This is a genomic window from Halomonas sp. JB37 (assembly GCF_002332255.1).
Classification (GTDB): Bacteria; Pseudomonadota; Gammaproteobacteria; order Pseudomonadales; family Halomonadaceae; genus Vreelandella; species Vreelandella casei.
In genome coordinates this window covers 3,673,421-3,691,912 of the sequence record NZ_NRGW01000001.1, presented here as the reverse complement: position 1 = coordinate 3,691,912, position 18,492 = coordinate 3,673,421, and the positions used below count along the sequence as shown (strand labels likewise).

The following is an 18,492-nucleotide window of genomic DNA, read 5'->3' as shown; positions in this document are numbered from 1 at the left end:
ACATCCGACAGCGTTTATGAACAGTAGATCAGACATAACAACCGCTATAAAAGCAGACTATCTTGTGCAGGAGAGAACGATGAAAAAAGTAACCATAACCCTAGGCTTGCTCACGGCCTTAGCGTCAGGGCAAGCGCTGGCAGTAGATCAGATTAATGCGGTACACGCGTTTCCTCCTTCGCTGATTTATACCCAAAGTTTCCTCGAGTTTGTCGATAAGGTGAATGAGCGCGGTGAAGGCGTTGTGAAAATCAACGTGCGCGGCGGCCCTGAGGTAATCGGCCTTTCCGAGCAGCCCGATGCCGTGCGCAACGGCGTAGTGGATATGGCCTATACCGCGGCAAGCTTTTATGCCGGTACCGTGCCTGAGCGCGATGCCATGGTGGCGTCAAATACCAACGCTATCTATGCGCGTGAAAATGGCGGTATCGACCTGCTCAATGAAATCCATCAGGAAAAGATGGGCACCTACTACCTAGGCTGGTTCGACAGCGGCGTCAGCTACAACTTCTATACGATTGAAGAGCCTAGCATTGATGAAGCAGGTAATCTGAGCGTTTCGGGCCTGCGCCTGCGCAGCAACCCGGTATATGACGCCTTCTTCCAAGATTATCTGGGTGCACAGCCGATCAGCTTGCCGACCACCGACGTATACGCCGCCCTTGAGCGCAGCGTGGTGAACGCTACCGGCTGGACCCAAATTGGCCTGAAAGATCTCAACTGGGATCGCTTTCTTAACTACCGCGTTGATCCTGCCTTCTTTTCTACCGATATGGGCGTGATCGTTAATCTGGATAAGTGGAACCAGCTCAGCGAAGAGTCACAGCAAATCCTTCAGGAAGTTGCCATTGAGCATGAGCGCGAAAGCGCCGAGAAGCTGGCCGACTTAGCCCAAGAACAGCAGGCTCAGCTTGAAGCAGACGGCATGCAGGTCGTGACGCTAGAAGGTGAGGCCGCACAGCGCTTTTCAGAGGCTGCCCGTGACTCGACGTGGGAGCGTATGCGTCGTCAGATGGAGCGTCATCCTTCTGGTCTTGAGCACTATGACGAGCTGATCGAGAAGTTTAACGACTTATAGAAACGTAAAGGGGGGCGTTGAGCGATCAAGCGCCCCTTTGGTGTGATTCTTTTTCAGGGTCTCTTATGCGCTACGCACAACGCGGCTACTTGCTGCTACTTAATGGCATGGCTTTGCTGGCCGCTATCATGCTGGTCTGGCTGATGGTGGCAGTGGTGCTCTCGGTGGTTATTCGAAATTTGGGCCTGCAGCCCTCGGCGTGGTTTTTCCTTTCCACCGAATACGCCATGTTTTATCTCACCCTGCTGGGTGCGCCCTGGCTGGTGCGCCAAAAAGGGCACGTACATATTGAACTGCTGACCTCTGTGCTGCCGCTGCCCGTGCTTAATATTCTTAGCCGAGGCGTGTCGCTGCTATGTGTCGTGGTGTGCGGCGTATTGGCGTGGAAAGGGCTGGATTTATTACTGCTCAATATAGAACGCACCGACTATGACGTGCGTGCCTTCTTTGTGCCGAAATGGATGCTGACCATTGTGTTTCCGATCAGCTTTACCTTAATGGCGATCGAGTTTGGCCGCTTTGTAGTGGGCCATGAAATTCTTCACAGCGGCGAAGCGGGGATTAAAGAATAATGGAATGGTACTTTGCGCTCGCGTTTCTGCTCTCGCTGATTCTTATCTTTATGGCGATTGGCACCCCTATCGCCCTAGCGTTTTTGGCCGCCAACGTGATTGGTGCGTGGCACTTTATGGGCGGCCAAACCGGCATTTTGCAGATGCTCAACAACGGTTTTGGCGCGCTTTCCAGCTTTAATCTGGTGCCTATTCCGCTGTTCCTGTTGATGGGGGAGCTATTTTTTCGCACCGGGCTGGGTATGAAGATGTTCAATGCCGTTGACCAGCTAATGGGTAAGCTGCCCGGGCGTTTGTCTTATGTGACGGTGGTGGGTGGAACGGCATTTTCCACGCTGAGCGGCTCTTCGATGGGCTCCACTGCGCTGATGGGGTCGCTGCTGGTGCCTGAAATGGAGCGTCGCGGCTATAAGAAGAAAATGGCGATTGGCCCCATCCTTGGCACCGGCGGCCTGGCGATTATTATTCCGCCCTCTGCGCTGGCGGTGCTGCTGGCGACGCTAGCGAAAGTGGATATTGGCGCGCTGCTGATTGCCGGTATTTTGCCGGGACTGACGCTGGCGGGGTTTTATATCGCCACCATCTTTATCCAAACCAAGCTGGACCCTGAAGCTGCACCGGCCTATGAGCTGGAACCAGTTTCGCTTAAAGCTAAGCTCCGCCTGATCATTACCGATATTTTGCCCATGCTTAGCGTTATGGTCATTATTGTGGCGCTGATGTTGATCGGTTTTGCTACGCCCTCAGAGGCCGCCGCCTTTGGCGCGTTGGGTGTGATTATTTTGGCGTTTATCTTCCGTTGCATGACCTGGGAAGCGTTTAAGCTTTCGGTGACCGGCGCGTTGAAGGTCACGCTGATGGCTTATTTAATCGTGTTTGGCTCGGCTACCTTTAGCCAGCTGCTGGGCTTTTCCGGCGCTTCCGGCGGTTTGATCGGCTGGGCAACCGGTTTTGACCTGTCGCCGATCTTGATGCTGCTGGCAATGTTTGCGGTGCTGCTGGTGCTGGGCACGTTTATGGAGCAGATTTCCATCATGATGCTAACGGTGCCGATCTTCTTCCCATTAGCACAGGCGTTAGGATTTGATCTGGTGTGGTTCGGGATCATTGTCCTGCTGGCACTGGAAATCAGCTTCTCAACGCCGCCTTTAGGACTGCTGCTGTTTGTTATGAAAGGGGTGGCGCCTCCCGGCACAACCATGAGTGAGATTTACTCGGCCGCTATTCCTTACATTCTGTGTTCGATGCTGCTAGTGGCCCTGCTGATTGTATTCCCCAGCCTGGCGACCTGGTTGCCCAGCATGCTGCAGTAACGGCGTTACGGTTAATGAAAAAAGAGAGGCGTCTGCCTCTCTTTTTTTATGCGTACCTCGCCGCAGTGGCTTACTCCCAGGCGGGAAAAGGATCGGGCAGTTGCTTCCATGCCGCCATACCTTCCAGCAGTTCTGCCTCGCTTAGCAGGCAGGCATCCAGCGCTTCACGCATTTGGGTTTGATCCAGGTTCTGGCCGATAAACACCAGCTCCTGGCGCATATCGCCAAACGGCTCCTGCCATTTTTCCATAATGAAGTGCCGCGTCTCAGGATCTTCCGGCCAGTTGGCTTCCGGTATGGCTTTCCAAAACATGCCGGCGGGGCCGTGGTGAGCGATGCCGCCTGCCTGGCTCCACTGACCTGCGGCCTGAGGGCGGGTGGCGAGCCAGAAAAAGCCTTTCGAGCGTAATAGCCCTTTGCCGAACCACTCTTGGTTGAGCAGGTCGTGGAATTTCTGAGGATGGAAAGGGCGGCGGGCGTAATAGGCAAAGCTGCCAATCCCGTATTCTTCGGTTTCAGGCACGTGCTCGCCGCGCATTTCTTTTAGCCAGCCGGGGGCCCGCTGAGCGCGCTCAAAGTTGAATTTTCCGGTGTTGAGCACTTTATCGAGCGGTACGCCGCCTTGCGTGATGGGCACCAGCTCGGCATCAGGGTTTAACGAACGTAGTATGGCCTTTAAGGCTTCCAGCTCTCGATCGCTAATCAGGTCGGTCTTGCTGATCAGCAGCACATCGCAGAACTCGATTTGATCGACGAGTAAGTCCGCGACGTTGCGCTCGTCGTCTTCGCCCAGACTTTCGCCAGCGTCAGCGAGGCTTTGCGCTTCGCGATACTGCTCAAGGAAATTAGCGCCATCGACTACGGTGACCAGCGTATCCAGCCGCGCAACGTGGGAAAGGCTCTGGCCGCTTTCATCTTCAAAGGTAAAGGTTTCCGCCACGGGCAGCGGTTCGGAAACACCGGTGGACTCGATGACCAAGTAATCAAATCTGCCTTCCCTTGCCAGCTGGCTGACTTCTTCAAGAAGATCTTCGCGAAGAGTGCAGCAAATGCAGCCGTTGCTCATTTCTATCAAGCGCTCTTCTGACCGGTTAAGCACGACCTCACCATCTAGCGTCGATTCACCAGGGCCGCCGCGCACTAAGGCCGCATCGATATTCACCTCGCTCATATCGTTGACGATCACCGCCACGCGGCGGCCTTCACGGTTGGCAAGAATATGATTGAGCACAGTGGTTTTACCAGCGCCCAGAAAGCCGGAGAGCACGGTGACGGGTAAGGGGGAGAACGCAGTCATTGCTAGATCACCTCTAAACGGGTTTATGTTATGTGATAATATAACAATAAATTCATGATGTCATCGACGTCACATTCTCATTTCTAAAGATGGTGATATTGAAACTGTACTACTGCCGCAATTAACACCGTGAGGTAGGCTCTAGCCATTGGGGCAGTGCATTACTCTGCCTGGATTTAGAGGCAGTTAACGTTTGGTGTAAGTATTTCCTAACGCTTGTAGTCCATTGCCTTCATTACTCAATGTATTGCGTTCATACGTTGTTGTATTGCCATTCCTGGCGATCGGCAATCCAATATAGAGAGCGATTAAAAAAGTAAGCATCTGTTTAATGAGGCGATGTGGTTAAGCCCAAACAAAGTTCCATAGCTGTTTATTAAAAAGTCAGGAGGGGTCAATATGATGCCTTATAACAATTAAATAGATAGCGGCTGTTGTAAGGGGGCGGGTATGCACTGGGGAATGCAGAATAAATACTTGAAGCACATACTGGTCGTCATGTGGGTAACTACGGCATTAGTAATGACGCCAGCATCGGCAAATGAGTTAAGGATTATCACTTCTTATCAATCTGATATGGTCGATCCTATCGTCCAAGCATTTGTTCTTCGCCACCCTGACCTCTCTATTCGTCTCTTGAATAAGAACACTCACGCAGCCGTTGATGAAGTACTAGCCGGAAATGAGCGCCACTTTGATCTTATTTGGGCCTCAGCACCTGAGGCCTTCGTAGTGTTAGATGAAGGCGAGCGGCTTAATGATATAGGGCATGGGGCGTTCGTGGATTTTGCATACTCAGCCGTAGGGTGGACATGGCGTACCCCATATGATGGATATGTACCTCAAGAGTGGAACGATCTGTTAGATCCAGTTCTTGTGCAAGATATTGCCATATCACACCCATTACGCTCCGGCACAACGCACTCATTGCTAGAGACGATTTTACAGGATCGTGGTTGGCAAGCAGGATGGGCCTGGATTCTTGAGCTAGCAGGCCAGCTAAATACTATTTCAGCACGTAGCTATGGCGTATTAGAAGGTATCGAGAACGGTGACTTTTCTATCGGTTTGACTATCGACTTCCTGGCGTTGACGCGCAGTCAACGCGGATTGGTGTTTCGCTATGGTCGCCCCGTTATCGTTATCCCCGCGCGTATTGCTGCTCTTCAAGGGGGCGCGCAGCCCGTTGCAGCGCACGCCTTCATGGAGTTTATTCTATCTCCCGAAGGACAGCGTATTTTGCTGAATCCCGATATCCGCCGCATTCCTGTGAATTCTGAAGTCCGAGCCGAGCTATCGGAATCGTTGGACCCATCCATTCGCGCGGCCCTGAACTTTAGTTGGTCGCGCTATGATCCTGAGCTGGCTGCGCGCCGCTACTGGCAGATTAATCAGCTGTTTGAGGCCTTTGTTGCACGTGATTTACTGCTACGCCGAGAGCTCTGGCGACGGCTGCGCGCGGTAAATAATGTTCCGGCGTTCGAGATTGACCGAGTTCGTCAACTGCTGACATGGATGCCGATAACCGAGCATCAGGCGCGCTCTGCCCCTCAGGATCGCGAGACGCTGTTGGAATGGGCCGAGAGATCTTATGGGATATTACGTGATGTGGAAGCGCTTATCCGTGAACTGGAGCGTCAATGATGGGCTGGCGGTATAGGGGCTCAATCCGTGGACAATTGGTGGCAGTACTCATATTGGTTGTTATTGTCGCGACGGGAGTGCTGGCAGTAGGCATGATGGTGATGCTGCGCGCCGAGCATGACTTTCGTGTGCTGGCGGAGGAGCGCATTCCCGCTGTGGCGTTGGCGGGTGAGCTGGCTGAGGCCACTGGCGAGTTGGCCGCACTAACGATGCAAGTGGTCGCCGCCCCAGAGATGCATGATGAGAGTATGAAGCGGTCCATAGACAATGCTTCTGCAGCGGTAGAGGCGGTACTGGGATCGCCAATTTGGTTGGCAGCATCTGGGCGCTATGCCGTCCGCACCTCCATCGAGACCGCTGAAGGTAATCTACGTCGTGCGCTCGCTGAATTTGGCCGTCTTAGTGCTGAACTTGAAATGCTCCGGCAAGAAGACACCCGGACAGGTGCGGGCTTGCGTTGGGCCCACGCTGATGTGCAGGGCCAGGTGCAAGGAATCCTAAGTGATCTGTCCTTCAACATGGACACGCAGTTAGCGACGTTAGTGGATAACGGTGGGTTGATGGCTCGCGAGGGCGCTAAGCAGGCATTATCTCAAGATTGGCTGCTGCGCGATCGGGTACAGCAAATTGGCTCCGAGGCCGCAACCCTAACGGCTCTGCTATTACAAGCACGTTCAAGTGACCGTCTAGAGGCAATAGAGCAGGCGGCCACACTAGGGCGTGACACATTAGACCGGCTAGAGCTAGCGGAGCTGAACTTGCCACAACGAATTGATGTGGCGTTACTGCTACAAGCGCTAGAACAGCTGAAGGGGCTTGCTTTGGAGCCCAATAGTATTTTCGCGCAGGTACGCCAGCGTCTAGCGCTTCACCACGCTGCTGTAAATGAGTTGCATAGTGCTCAGGCCGCTCTGGCCGACATGCAAGCACGCTTGACCGATTTAGGGCGTGCTGAGCGAATCGGTGCCCAGCGGCGCGCTGACACCGCCGCGACGACGATCATGCAAGGCTCGTTATGGCTGGGAATGGTAACGCTGTTGGGAGCTGTGGCGACGGCCATTATTTTGGCCATCTTTGTTCACAAGCGTATTTTGCTAAGGATTGAAAGGCTCTCCACTGATTTAACGCTTATCGCGCAAGGCGATTATCCCTTGCACGATAAAGCTAGCAATGTGGCAAGGGGAGATGAAATCGCCAATATGGCACGTGCGGTCAAAGTATTTCGCGCTTCAGTTCATGAGCGTCAGCAGGCAATTGAGCGTTTAGAATTGACTCAGCGTGAACTGGTACAAGCGGGTAAAATGGCAGCGCTTGGTCAGATGTCGGCTGCGATCAGCCATGAAATCAATCAGCCACTTGCCGCTATTGGGCATCGCCTGCACAACTTAGGTATGGCCCACCCCGAGACGCATCCCGCTATTGCACGTATTGAAGCGCTGCTGGAACGTATTACCCGCACTATCGGCCATCTGCGTCGTATCGCACGTCGCTCGGCTCATCGGAATGTCCGCGTCATACTGGCTGACCCCATCCAGGCCGCATTGGAGCTGCTGGATCATCGCCTGCGTAGCGAGAGTGTGCATGTAGAGTGTGATGATCTGGCAGGAATAGATGTTTCTGGTGACGATATTTTATTAGAGCAAGTGCTGCTCAATATTTTGGGCAACGCACTAGATGCAATTGAATCGCGGGAAAACGTGGCCGAACCAGGCCTTATCCGTATCGAGCTGACTCAGCACAACCCCGTTCTTCTGGTGATTTGTGACAACGGTGTAGGCCTAGGGGGGCAAAGTGGACTAGCGTTGACCGATCCTTTCGTAACCACCAAAGAACCAGGTAAAGGGCTAGGTTTGGGTCTTTCCATTGCATTCAATGTTATGCAGGACATGGGCGGACACTTGCAAATTGAGCAGAACTCGCAGGGTGGAGCCGAGGTAAAACTACGCCTGAACCGTTGGCAGGATAAAGAAAAAGAGGTGATGAAATGCCCGAAGTGATGCTGGTCGAGGATGACGAGGACCTTCGCCAGGCGACCACCGAAACGTTGGAACGAGCAGGGTTCCAGGTTCATGGATATATGGCTGCCCAAGAGGCGTTGAACGAGCTGACGGCAGATTTTCCAGGTGTGATCCTGTCTGATATGCGCATGCCTGGCTTATCCGGGCTGGATTTTCTCGATTGCGTGCGGGAACTCGCGCCGGAAGTCCCCTTCATTTTGATCACGGCCCATGGCGATGTGCCCGCCGCTATGCGCGCCATGCGCAATGGCGCGCATGATTTTTTGGAAAAGCCTTGCTCTCCAGAGTTGATGCTGGACGTGCTAAAGCGGGCTCAGGCCATGCGTGATTTGTATCTGGAGAACGAACGACTGCGTCAAACGGGCATTGAGGATCGATTAATCGGAGGTTCTGCCATCATACGGCAGTTACGAGAAAAACTGCGACGCCTAGCGTGCCTTGATGTCGACCTGCTGATTGCCGGAGAGACCGGTACCGGCAAAGAGCTGGTTGCACGGGTACTACATCATCTATCGGCGCGGGGCGCTTCTCCCTTTGTAGCCATAAACTGCGGTGCGTTGAGCGAGGCTGATGTAGATCGCGAACTATTCGGTACCAGCGATTCACCTGGGCTCATCGCGCGAGCGCAAGGCGGCGTGCTTTACCTGGACGAGCTTGAGTCAATGCCTGATAACTTGCAGGTGCGTTTGCTGCGCGTGGTTGATACGCGCGAAATTACGCCGCTGGGAGCAGCACCCCGGTCGGTCGATCTGCGTATTTTGGGTAGTGTTAAACACCCAACCGAGCAGCTAGTGGCCGAAGGCAGACTACGTGCTGACCTATTGCATCGCTTTAACGCAGGAACGCTTTTTTTACCGTCACTACGCGAGCGCGAAGATGATGCGTTGTTGCTGGTCAACCATTTTGTTGTAGAGGCTGCGGCCCGCCATAACTTGCCGAAGATGCATATAGATAGTGCCCTAAGTCGCCGCATTGCCTACTACGACTGGCCAGGCAATGTTCGAGAGGCCCGCAATCTGGCTGAGCGGCTAGTCATCGGTCTGGATACTAGCTTGTGTATGACTAGCTATGCCGGTAAGGGAAAGGGCCAGGGGTACGACGCGGCGATGGAAGAGTTTGAGGCCCGTCTACTGCGTTCTACTCTGCTTCAGTCTGGAGGCCGAAAAGCCGAAGCCGCTGCTCTTTTGGATATTCCCCGAAAACGTCTTTATTTGCGCCTGCGCCACCACGATTTGCTGTAATGAAAAATGGGACATTTATGACCCATTTGGTGTGTCGGTTTTGACCCTAAAAATTAAATAAAACAATAGGTTGAAAGGTTTTTTTCTATCTTGCATAGTTCCTGTGTGTTAAAGCACGCCGAGCTTTTACCGGTGCTCGTCTGACGACCATGGGAGTATAAAATGAACAAAACCATGACGATTAGTGCACTTGCACTAATAATGACTTCCTCCGCTGCCTTTGCCGATACGGTGACTGTAGTGACTTCATTCCCGCGCGATTTGACTGATCCCTTCAAGGCTGCCTTTGAATCCGCCTACCCCGACACGACGTTAGAAGTAGTCAGCCGTAATACGAATGCCGCCGTTTCGTATCTACAAGAAACCCGCAGTGCCAATAGTATCGACCTTATGTGGGCGTCGGCGCCTGATGCCTTCGAAGTACTCAAAGAGGAAGGGCTACTGGCTGCCGTAGATGTACAGTATGAAGGTATCCCTGATGAAATCGGTGGCTATCCGATTCATGACCCCGATGGCACCTACTATGGTTTTGCAGCCTCGGGATACGGGATCATGTACAACACTCGTTATATTCAGGCCAACGACTTACCTGTGGCTGAAGAATGGGAAGATCTCAAGCGTGCCGAATACAATGGGCACGTAGCGATGTCTGCCCCCTCGCGTTCTGGCACTACTCACCTGACGGTCGAAACCGTGCTTCAGGGCGAAGGTTGGCAAGAGGGTTGGGCAACATGGAAATGGATCGCGGGTAATATGAATACGGTTACCGAGCGTAGCTTTGGGGTGCCTGATGCAGTTAATTCAGGGGCCACTGGTTTCGGAATCGTCATCGACTTCTTCGGCTTGGCGTCCAAGGCATCTGGCTTCCCCGTCGAATTAGCCTATCCAAGTGTGACAGCCATCGTTCCTGCTAATATCGGTATCATCGAGAATGCTCCCAATCAGGAGGGGGCCAAGCAGTTTGTAGAGTTTCTACTCTCACTTGAGGGGCAGGAAGTCCTACTGAGTCCCGCCATCATGCGCTTGCCGGTCAATCCAGATGCTTATGCTAACGCGCCTGAGGATTTCCCCAATCCGTTCTCGGAAGAGTTTGCTCCTAATGCAATCGAGTTTGATGTCGATGTATCCGGAGAGCGTTATAACCTGGTGAACTCTCTCTTTGATGTGCTAATAACCTACCGCCTCAATGACTTGCGAGCCGCAGTAGCTGCCGTCCAGCAAGCCGAGGCAGCGCATGCAGAAAGTGGTAACGAGGAAGCCCTGGCTCTTATCGCTGAAGCACGTGCATTGATCGAAGCGATGCCAGTGACCGAGGAAGAGGCACTCAACCCTTCCTTAACGAACGTTTTTACTTCCTCAAGTGCCGATGCTGACACTGAAGTTGTAGGGCGTCAGTCCGAGATAGAGCAGTCCTGGGACAGTTTTGCTGTCCAGAACTATCGCCAGGCAAAAGAGCTCGCCGATCAAGCAATCGCGCTGAACTGAGTGCTCTGAAACAAGTAGAGTTCCGCGCTGCCTCGTCAGCGCGGTAATTGACGACACTCCGAGGTTATAATGCCTGATTCATATCAGACCGCTTCACGCGGGTTCACCCTGTTTCCCCGTCTGTCAGGTGCTGCCATCTCAGGAATTCTGATCGCCATTTTCCTTATGGCCTTTCTGATTTTGCCAGTTGCGCAAGTGCTCTATGTGGCCTTTTTGGACTCACGCACTGGGGGCTTTACATTACAGAACTTTCAAGATTTCTTTAATACCAGCCTTTTTCGCGAAAGTTTCGTTAACTCGCTTTACGTTTCGGTCATGTCAGTCGTGTTTGCAACATTGATTGCGCTACCACTGGCCTATATCACCACGCGGTTCAACTTTGCTGGCACTGCGGCGATTCAGGCATTGGGCATTATTCCCTTGATCATGCCACCGTTCGTAGGAGCGGTTGCCATGTCGCTGTTATTTGGCCGCAATGGTTCTGTCAACCTGCTTTTGAACCAGTATTTCGGCTTCCGCATACCGTTTATGGAGGGGCTCAACGGGGTCATACTCGTTCAATCTATACACTATTTCCCTTTCATCTTGATCAACCTGTCGGCGAGCCTTCGAAATATTGACCGCTCGATGGAAGAAGCAGCGCAGAACCTGGGTTCGCACGGAATGCGAATGTTTCGGCGCATTGTGTTCCCGCTGGCAATGCCCGGATATTTGGCCGGTGCAGCGCTGGTATTCATCAAAGTATTCGACGACCTGGGAACGCCATTACTGCTTAACGTCAACAATATGTTGGCGCCGCAGGCTTATCTGCGTATCACCGGAGTAGGGATTAACGACCCGATGGGTTACGTGATCTCGTTCATTTTGGTGGTTTTCTCGATCTTCTCTCTATGGGCATCGTTTTTGTTCATGCGCGGAAAGGACTATGCCACCGTTCAAAAAGGCGGCGGAGGTCTATCGCGCCGCGACCTTAAACCACGTGAGAAATGGCTGGCCTGGGGCGTGATTCTGTTGATTCTGGCATTGGTGCTATCCCCCCACTTAGGGCTGCTGCTACTAGCCTTTGGTACGATTTGGTCGTTCTCTCCGCTGCCTGATGGCTTCACAATGGAGCACTTCGTCACGATCTTTACCCAGTCCTCACAATATGTATGGAACACGCTAATCTATGCTGGGTCAGCAGCCCTGATCGACGTGCTGCTGGGTACTGCGATCGCCTATATTGTGATCCGTACAGGATTGCCGGGCCGCAAATGGCTGGACTACATGGCCACCGCTGCATTGGCGGTACCGGGGGTGGTGCTGGGTATTGGTTACCTGCGTATGTTCCACGGTGTCCAATTACCGTTTGGGCTTGGCCAACTCTCGAGTTTCTGGGGCATTATCATCATCGCGCTTGCAGTACGACGCCTTCCCTATGCGCTACGTGCTTGCATGGCGGCGTTGCAGCAAGTCTCCCTATCGCTAGAGGAGGCGGCTGCCAGTCTTGGCGCCTCGCGTACCAGCACAATCCGGCGCATTGTCGTGCCGCTGATGACTGGAGGCATCCTGGCCGGATTTGTCACTAGCTTTGCCACCGCCGCAGTAGAACTCTCTGCGACGATCATGCTAGTTGGGCGCGCTTCGGATGCACCACTTGCCTATGGAATCTACTTATACATGCAGTCGCCCGCTGGACGTGGAGCAGGTGCCGCGCTTGGTATTCTGGCGGTCGTGATCGTAGCGCTGGGTACCTACCTGTCGCAACGCATCATTGAGCGTGAGCGTGTCCGTCAGACCATGTCCAACGACCAGCATTAAGATTCGGAGAGTATAGATGAGCCAGACCAAAGCCGGTATACAGATCGAGGACTTGCACCTGTCCTTTGGCGAAACCAAGGTGCTGGAAGGTATTAACATGGTGATTGAGCCGGGGGAGTTCTTTGCCTTTTTAGGCCCCTCCGGTTCGGGGAAGTCAACGCTCTTACGCGCGATTGCAGGATTTGGTCCAACGCCGCGTGGCCGCATCCTTATTGGTGGGCACGATATCGCCAGCCTGCCACCATGGAAACGTAACGTGGGGATGGTGTTTCAGTCCTATGCGTTGTGGCCACATATGTCGGTACGCAGAAACGTAGCTTTTGGACTGGAGGAACGCCGTATTCCCAAACGCGAGATTGGTACTAAGGTTGAACAAGCCCTCGAAACTGTAGGCCTATTGCACCTGGCTGACCGTATGCCCGCACAACTGTCGGGTGGGCAGCAGCAGCGCGTCGCACTAGCTCGTACCATCGCCATTGAGCCGCAGGTGTTGCTGCTTGATGAACCGCTCTCGAACCTGGATGCTGCACTACGTGTTCAGATGCGACGTGAATTGCTAGCCCTACAGCGAAAGCTAGGCCTAACTACGATTTTCGTGACACACGACCAGGAGGAAGCCAATACCACTTCTGATCGCATGGCAGTGCTTGATCGAGGCGTGATCCAGCAGATTGGTACGCCCCAGCAGCTTTACGATTACCCTGAAAATGCCTTCGTAGCTGGGTTTCTCGGTACTGCGAATATCCTTAAAGGCACCATGCAGGAGGGCACGTTTGTCACTGAAGCTGGGCAGCGTCTACCTACGAGCGAGAATGTGCTGGGAGCCAACCGCATTGTATTGCGCCCGCAGAACATTCGCTTAGCCGACGCTGGGGCAGATGGTGACATTGTTGGTCAAGTGGCACATCGAGAGTTTCTAGGTAGTCAGATTCGCTATTTAGTCGACACGCCTGATGGTTGTATCGTTATAGACATGCTTCACTCCTTTGGACAGCCACCGTTTGAGCCCGGGGCGTCGATTTCGATGTCTATCGATAGTCGCACCGCACCGCTGCTAGTGGATTAAACTATGGAAGAGCTGTGGTTTATCCGCCATTTTCGTACATCATGGAACAGTGCTGGCCGTTTACAGGGCCAGCGGGACATTGCGCTAGATGACCCTCTAAGCGATCAGGATACAAAGACATTGCAGGGTAACCTTGAAAGAATAATGGGCCAAGAGTTCGCACTGGTAGTGACCTCTCCATTGCAACGGGCGTGGCAAACGGCAGCGTTGCACGGGTTTCCAGAGGCTGAGCCAGATCCCGACTTAGTCGAGATAGCTTTTGGCTCATGGGAAGGTTGTACATGGGATGATCTCGAATCTGAACATCCCGGTATCTGGCAAAGCGCACCGCATAGGTTGGTGCTGGGGGAACCGTTCGAGGCATTCAATGCTCGGATCATGCGGTTTTATGAGCGAGTGCTTGCAACGCCCGGTCCGGTATTGGCCTTTGGCCATGGCGCTTGGCTAGGAGGCTTACAGCGGCTTCTCAACGAAGATTCTGAGAAAGGACTATCGCGGCAACTGTTAGGTAATGGAGCGCTCCTCAGGTTGAATCTGGCATCCAACCAAAAAATGCGGTAGCAATATAAATGTCATCATCATTGTTGAATGTAGCGGTGGTGGTAGGATAATGCCCACATTTTTAGAGGGCTTCAAAAATATAGCTAAGGCCATATAGGCTAGTTTCTGCTAAGGGGTAATCCTTTGTTTGACGATCTTGCCCCCACCGAAACAGAATATCAAAGTGGAAATGCGAATTATGGCCCCACTCACGCCGAGCTGGTTTCCTTACCTATTCGCGATCATGAGATGAGTGCCCGCACTATTGAGGTGCAAACGTTAGCTGGGCGTACGCTGCCTAAAGGAGTGGCCGACTTTCTGGAAGACTTGTATATCGCCTTGGCGTAAGCGTTATGGTGAGAACACTATAGCGACCCAGCGCTCAGCGATTACGCGCATGCCTCTTAGTGGCTATGCACCAGCGCAGCGCATCAATCACGATAAAGACCGCCAGACTCACGCCAAGCACCGGTAGCGCTAAGCCTAGAGCGATAGCGATCACGCTCACACTGAGTTTGGCAGTGAGCGGTAGCATGAGCCAGGGTTCTGCAATGGTGGGAAAGCGCTGGCCGCTCGCTGCGCGCAGCCGTCGCCATGCCGTTACATAGCCCAGTGCGATCAGTGCGACCAGCCCCGCGGCGATTAGCGCTAGCACTAGCTGATTGGCGATACCAAACAGTACCCCCATATGCAGATCAACGCCCCAGCGAGTGAGCTTGGCGGCTAAGGGAAAGGTAGAAAAATCAGTTTGATCGGTCACGGCCATGCTGTGTGGATGTAGTGCGATTTGATCGACCTGTGTTGGCCAGCGTCGGTCTATTTCCGCTACCCGCCACGCTTGGTTTTCATTTGTCGGTGGAGAGAGCTGAATACGGTGGGCCTTTAAGCCGGCTGCCCGAGCGGCATTTAGCGCGCGGTCAAAATCCTCGGGCAGCAGCTGTACGCTGGTGGTAACGGGAGCCGAATGACCGTGATGCTCTGCGTGTTCATCGTGTGGCTGGCTATCGGTGTCGATTAGTGCCGTCGAGGCACTTGGCGTGCTCCAGCCCCAGGCATTGCGCAGCTCTCCAATGTTGCCGCCCGCCCATTGGGACCAGGTAAGCCCGGTTGCCGAAAAGAAGAGCAGTCCTAGCGACAAGATCACCCCTAGCGTTGCATGGCGCCGTCGCGTTGACTGGCGTCCGGAAAGCATTTTTAGCGAGCGACGCTGCCAAGCCCATAGCAGAATCCCCCCGAGCGCGGCTAGCCAAAGCCACGAGGCGGCCAGCTCGCTATAAAGACGGCCAACATCGCCCATTAATAGCTGGCGATGAAAGTGATCAATAGCGGTGCGTAACGGTAAGATACCGCTGGTGCCGTAAACCGTAGTGTCACCCGTGACGACCAGCGAAATAGGGTCAACAAAGATCGCACGGTGTTCCGAGGGTCCAAGATCAGGCGCGTTAAACATCAGCCGAGTAGTGTCGCCGAGCTGTGGTGCGGGGCGCACGGCGTTTGGCAATGTCGATTGGTCTAAGTAGCGTTGGGCCGTATCAATCTGGGCGGCCAGCGGCTGAGCCTCGCCCTGGCTGACGCCATATAGCGTGTCGTGATAAAGCCACTCTTCCAGCGGCGGGCTCAGCAGATAAGCAATTCCGGATAGCGCAGCGATGAGGATAAACGGCCCAACGAAGAGGGCAATATATAAGTGCAGGCGACTAAGCAGCGTGAACAGTAGTTTGCTAGTGCGAACAGATGGGCGTTTTGTCATTTTTATTCCGAGCTTAATCGACTAAGTAGCTGATCAGATTATACAGTATCGTTATCGATCACTAGTCAGCAGGCTGCGGTTAAAGGACGCATAATTAAGCAGTTGAGTGCATAGGCTTGGTGGCGAGCAGGGCGCGAAATACCCCGTTCATCAGCACGGGTTCGTCATGACGAATGGAAAAACCTGCCGTCGTGAGTAGCGGCTGCGCTTGGCGGGTGATATCAGTGGCAATGGCCGATGTCAGTTGATTCAGCAAGCGCCGGCCCGCTCCCGAAGGCTGGCTATCCGGTTGGAATTTGTCCATCACGCACAGCTGTCCACCCGTTTTTAACACGCGATGCGCTTCGCTAAGCCCTTGCTGCGGGTTAGGCATCACCGCAATGATCAGGTGCATGATCACGACGTCAAAGTGTTCATCGGGATAGTTGAGCGACTCAGCATTCATAACGCGGCATTCAACGTCGCGGCGAAGTGCTTCAGCGCGTTGGGCTGTACGCTTAACCATAGCGGGTGCCAAGTCGGTGGCGTGCAGCTCAATATCATGCGGTAGAAAGGGCAGGTCCAATCCCGTACCCGCACCGACCATGAGTGCTCGCATGCCTGGCTCCCAGTCCACTTGGCCGAGCGCAATGCGTCGCGGTTTACGAAATGCGCGGTTAGCGACGGTGTCATAAAAGGGGGCGTAGGCGGTATAGCGTAGGCGATTCCATGCGGTAGTATTGAACACGTGAGATACTCCAAGCGAGCCGTTTTGAGTACTCTCTGTTGTACACCACGTCAGGCTGCAGCGCTAAGCGTTTGCGAATAACCCCCACTGCATTGTTTTGTCGTTACAGGTTTATGATGACTGTTTTGTCGAGACTGTTTTATCGAGACTGTCGCTACGGCCCGAAGCTTTAAGAACCACCTAGCCCATAACCAGTCTATAATGTTCTCTTACAAGGATATCGGGGTGGGTAGCTGATTTAAGCTGCTGGCGACTGATGCCTTCGTTGTGCTTGAATACGGCGCATTCAACTGATCGAATGAGCATGATGGTATGCCAATTCGGCACATAAGCGAATTTGAACTTAGTCAAAGGATTGTCCAGGAGCAATACGCTAAATGAGAGGATTTACCCCACGAAACATCTTAAGCCGCAAAGGCTTTCGCTCTGTCGCCGTTCTAGGCGGGCTGCTGATTGGCAGCATTCCTCTTGAAGCTTTCGCCTTCGGTTTTGATGATGTTGCCAGACAAGCCGAGGAATTGGCTCAGCAGGGTTACAGCGCGCCAGAAACGGCCATGCCAAATGAGCTGCAAGAACTCAGCTATGCGGAGTATGCGCAAATCCAATATAAGCGGGATCGCGATGTTTGGAGCGGTACTGGTTCGCCGTTTACGCTTAGCTTTTTCCACGAGGGAATGCATTACAACAGTGCGATCCAGTTAAATAGTATTGATCAGCAGGGCGACGTTCATGGCTTTGCTTACAACGCTGACGATTTTACCTACGGTGATTTAAATATCCCTGACGGCGTTAAAAATAGCGACGACCTGGGTATCGCCGGCTTGAGAATTAACTATGCGATGAATGATGCTGATCGCAAAGATGAAGTCATGGTGTTTCTAGGCGCAAGCTATTTTCGTGCCGTAGGTAGAGGGCAGGTTTACGGTGTTTCAGGGCGCGGGCTTGCGGTTGATACGGGGCTGCCATCGGGTGAGGAGTTCCCACGCTTTAAAGAAATGTGGATTGTCGAACCTAGCCAAGAAAGCCAATATTTAACCATTTTTGCATTGCTCGATTCACCTAGTGTGACCGGTGCCTATCGCTTTGTGCTGCGCCCTGGTGACGAAACCTTGGTCGATGTACAGTCGCGCCTTTATTTGCGCCGCTCGGTCGAAAAACTGGGGATAGCACCGTTAACGAGTATGTACCTTTACGGCCCAGAGCAGCCTTCATCGACGCTTAACTATGTGCCCGCCATCCATGATTCTAATGGCTTGCTCATCAACGATGAGCAGAATGGCCGAACCTGGCGCCCGCTGGTGAATCCGGCCAGGCTGATGATGAATCGACAAGAAACGCCTGAGTTAGGCGGTTATGGGTTGATGCAGCGCGGCCACAACTTTAGCGACTATCAGGATCTTGATGCGCGCTATGACCTGCGTCCAAGCGCCTGGGTCGAGCCGCTTAATGACTGGGGTGCCGGTAGCGTTGAGCTGATTCAAATTCCCACCAGTAATGAAACCAACGACAACATCGTATCGATGTGGTTGCCTAATGAAATGTATGAGCCGGGTACGCCACTGGCCTTTGATTACCGTATGACGACCTCCGTCGATGAAGAGCGTCATCTGGATCCGCAGCTTGCCTGGGTTGATGAAACCAGACGCTCGCGTGGCGAGGTGGTTAGGGATAACCTCGTTCGTGAGGCCGACGGTACGCTCGCGTTCGTTATCGACTTTGTTGGGCCCGCGCTTGATGGTATTGGCAGCAATGCCAACATCAGCGTTCAGGCAAGCGTGGGGGATAATGGCAACTTAGCGTCTAGCCGCGCTGTACCTAATCCGGTTAGCGGTGGCTGGCGCGTGTTTATCAACGTGAAGCGCGAGAATACCAGCCAGCCGCTAGATATAAGGGCGCAGCTAATGCGCGATGGCAAGCCGATCTCTGAAACTTGGTACTATAGGCTGCCTGCGAATGGCTGA

The 18,492-nt window shown here is 53.4% G+C and carries 15 protein-coding genes; 12 read left to right on the top strand and 3 right to left on the bottom strand.

Translation table 11 applies throughout. The features are described 5' to 3' along the window. The first annotated feature begins 79 nt into the window (after nt 1-79). From dctP to CIK78_RS17125, 3 genes are all read left to right on the top strand, one after another. Nucleotides 80-1,078: a TRAP transporter substrate-binding protein DctP gene (gene dctP / locus CIK78_RS17135; protein WP_096282110.1), complete on the top strand. Its 999-nt coding sequence runs from the start codon at nt 80-82 to the stop codon at nt 1,076-1,078. A gap of 65 nt (nt 1,079-1,143) precedes the next feature. Further along, on the top strand, nt 1,144-1,650 hold the full coding sequence (locus tag CIK78_RS17130; protein WP_096282109.1) for a TRAP transporter small permease: 507 nt from the start codon (nt 1,144-1,146) through the stop codon (nt 1,648-1,650). Next, nucleotides 1,650-2,963 carry a TRAP transporter large permease gene (locus CIK78_RS17125; RefSeq protein WP_096282108.1) on the top strand — a complete coding sequence of 438 codons (1,314 nt, stop codon included), beginning with the start codon at nt 1,650-1,652 and terminating at the stop codon, nt 2,961-2,963. Before CIK78_RS17130 ends, CIK78_RS17125 begins: the two co-directional genes overlap by 1 nt. A 70-nt stretch (nt 2,964-3,033) precedes the next feature. Here the strand turns inward: CIK78_RS17125 and zigA are convergent, their stop codons facing one another. After that, the gene (gene zigA / locus CIK78_RS17120) at nt 3,034-4,260 is read right to left on the bottom strand and encodes a zinc metallochaperone GTPase ZigA (protein WP_096282107.1); all 1,227 of its coding nucleotides are present in this window, start codon (nt 4,258-4,260) and stop codon (nt 3,034-3,036) included. A gap of 450 nt (nt 4,261-4,710) precedes the next feature. Here zigA and CIK78_RS17115 point away from each other — a divergent pair, with 450 nt between their 5' ends. From CIK78_RS17115 to CIK78_RS17080, 8 genes are all read left to right on the top strand, one after another. Then, the gene (locus CIK78_RS17115; protein WP_096282106.1) at nt 4,711-5,904 is read left to right on the top strand and encodes an ABC transporter substrate-binding protein; all 1,194 of its coding nucleotides are present in this window, start codon (nt 4,711-4,713) and stop codon (nt 5,902-5,904) included. Nucleotides 5,905-5,942: 38 nt separating this feature from the next. After that, a complete protein-coding gene (locus tag CIK78_RS17110) occupies nt 5,943-7,901 on the top strand; it encodes an ATP-binding protein (protein WP_217990298.1) in 1,959 nt (652 codons plus the stop codon). Further along, a complete protein-coding gene (locus CIK78_RS17105) occupies nt 7,889-9,163 on the top strand; it encodes a sigma-54 dependent transcriptional regulator (protein ID WP_096282105.1) in 1,275 nt (424 codons plus the stop codon). The genes CIK78_RS17110 and CIK78_RS17105 overlap by 13 nt, the downstream gene beginning before the upstream one ends. 162 nt (nt 9,164-9,325) lie before the next feature. Next, nucleotides 9,326-10,648 (top strand): extracellular solute-binding protein, encoded by a 1,323-nt coding sequence (locus CIK78_RS17100; RefSeq protein WP_096282104.1) that lies wholly within the window; start codon nt 9,326-9,328, stop codon nt 10,646-10,648. A 69-nt stretch (nt 10,649-10,717) separates the two neighbouring features. Then, nucleotides 10,718-12,448, top strand: a complete 1,731-nt coding sequence (locus CIK78_RS17095; protein WP_096282103.1) for an iron ABC transporter permease — start codon at nt 10,718-10,720, stop codon at nt 12,446-12,448. 16 nt (nt 12,449-12,464) lie between these two features. Continuing rightward, nucleotides 12,465-13,514 carry an ABC transporter ATP-binding protein gene (locus CIK78_RS17090; protein ID WP_096282102.1) on the top strand — a complete coding sequence of 350 codons (1,050 nt, stop codon included), beginning with the start codon at nt 12,465-12,467 and terminating at the stop codon, nt 13,512-13,514. A gap of 3 nt (nt 13,515-13,517) precedes the next feature. Continuing rightward, nucleotides 13,518-14,075 (top strand): histidine phosphatase family protein, encoded by a 558-nt coding sequence (locus CIK78_RS17085; RefSeq protein WP_096282101.1) that lies wholly within the window; start codon nt 13,518-13,520, stop codon nt 14,073-14,075. A gap of 123 nt (nt 14,076-14,198) precedes the next feature. Then, nucleotides 14,199-14,402, top strand: coding sequence for a hypothetical protein (locus CIK78_RS17080; RefSeq protein ID WP_096282100.1), 204 nt, complete (start codon nt 14,199-14,201; stop codon nt 14,400-14,402). A 34-nt stretch (nt 14,403-14,436) separates the two neighbouring features. On the opposite strand, the gene CIK78_RS17075 is transcribed toward CIK78_RS17080, so the two are convergent. Further along, complete coding sequence (locus CIK78_RS17075) at nt 14,437-15,804, bottom strand: PepSY-associated TM helix domain-containing protein (protein WP_096282099.1); 1,368 nt, start codon at nt 15,802-15,804, stop codon at nt 14,437-14,439. Between the two features lie 94 nt (nt 15,805-15,898). Further along, complete coding sequence (locus CIK78_RS17070) at nt 15,899-16,531, bottom strand: class I SAM-dependent methyltransferase (RefSeq protein WP_096282098.1); 633 nt, start codon at nt 16,529-16,531, stop codon at nt 15,899-15,901. Between the two features lie 377 nt (nt 16,532-16,908). Between CIK78_RS17070 and CIK78_RS17065 the strand changes: the two genes are divergently transcribed. Further along, nucleotides 16,909-18,492 carry a glucan biosynthesis protein G gene (locus CIK78_RS17065; protein WP_096282097.1) on the top strand — a complete coding sequence of 528 codons (1,584 nt, stop codon included), beginning with the start codon at nt 16,909-16,911 and terminating at the stop codon, nt 18,490-18,492.

Coding starts and splice junctions, on each gene's coding strand:
- zigA (WP_096282107.1), bottom strand. CDS start 4,260: ATGACTGCGTTCTCCCCCTTACCCGTCACCGTGCTCTCCGGCTTTCTG.
- CIK78_RS17130 (WP_096282109.1), top strand. CDS start 1,144: ATGCGCTACGCACAACGCGGCTACTTGCTGCTACTTAATGGCATGGCT.
- CIK78_RS17090 (WP_096282102.1), top strand. CDS start 12,465: ATGAGCCAGACCAAAGCCGGTATACAGATCGAGGACTTGCACCTGTCC.
- dctP (WP_096282110.1), top strand. CDS start 80: ATGAAAAAAGTAACCATAACCCTAGGCTTGCTCACGGCCTTAGCGTCA.
- CIK78_RS17115 (WP_096282106.1), top strand. CDS start 4,711: ATGCACTGGGGAATGCAGAATAAATACTTGAAGCACATACTGGTCGTC.
- CIK78_RS17105 (WP_096282105.1), top strand. CDS start 7,889: ATGCCCGAAGTGATGCTGGTCGAGGATGACGAGGACCTTCGCCAGGCG.
- CIK78_RS17100 (WP_096282104.1), top strand. CDS start 9,326: ATGAACAAAACCATGACGATTAGTGCACTTGCACTAATAATGACTTCC.
- CIK78_RS17095 (WP_096282103.1), top strand. CDS start 10,718: ATGCCTGATTCATATCAGACCGCTTCACGCGGGTTCACCCTGTTTCCC.
- CIK78_RS17075 (WP_096282099.1), bottom strand. CDS start 15,804: ATGACAAAACGCCCATCTGTTCGCACTAGCAAACTACTGTTCACGCTG.
- CIK78_RS17065 (WP_096282097.1), top strand. CDS start 16,909: ATGAGAGGATTTACCCCACGAAACATCTTAAGCCGCAAAGGCTTTCGC.
- CIK78_RS17125 (WP_096282108.1), top strand. CDS start 1,650: ATGGAATGGTACTTTGCGCTCGCGTTTCTGCTCTCGCTGATTCTTATC.
- CIK78_RS17085 (WP_096282101.1), top strand. CDS start 13,518: ATGGAAGAGCTGTGGTTTATCCGCCATTTTCGTACATCATGGAACAGT.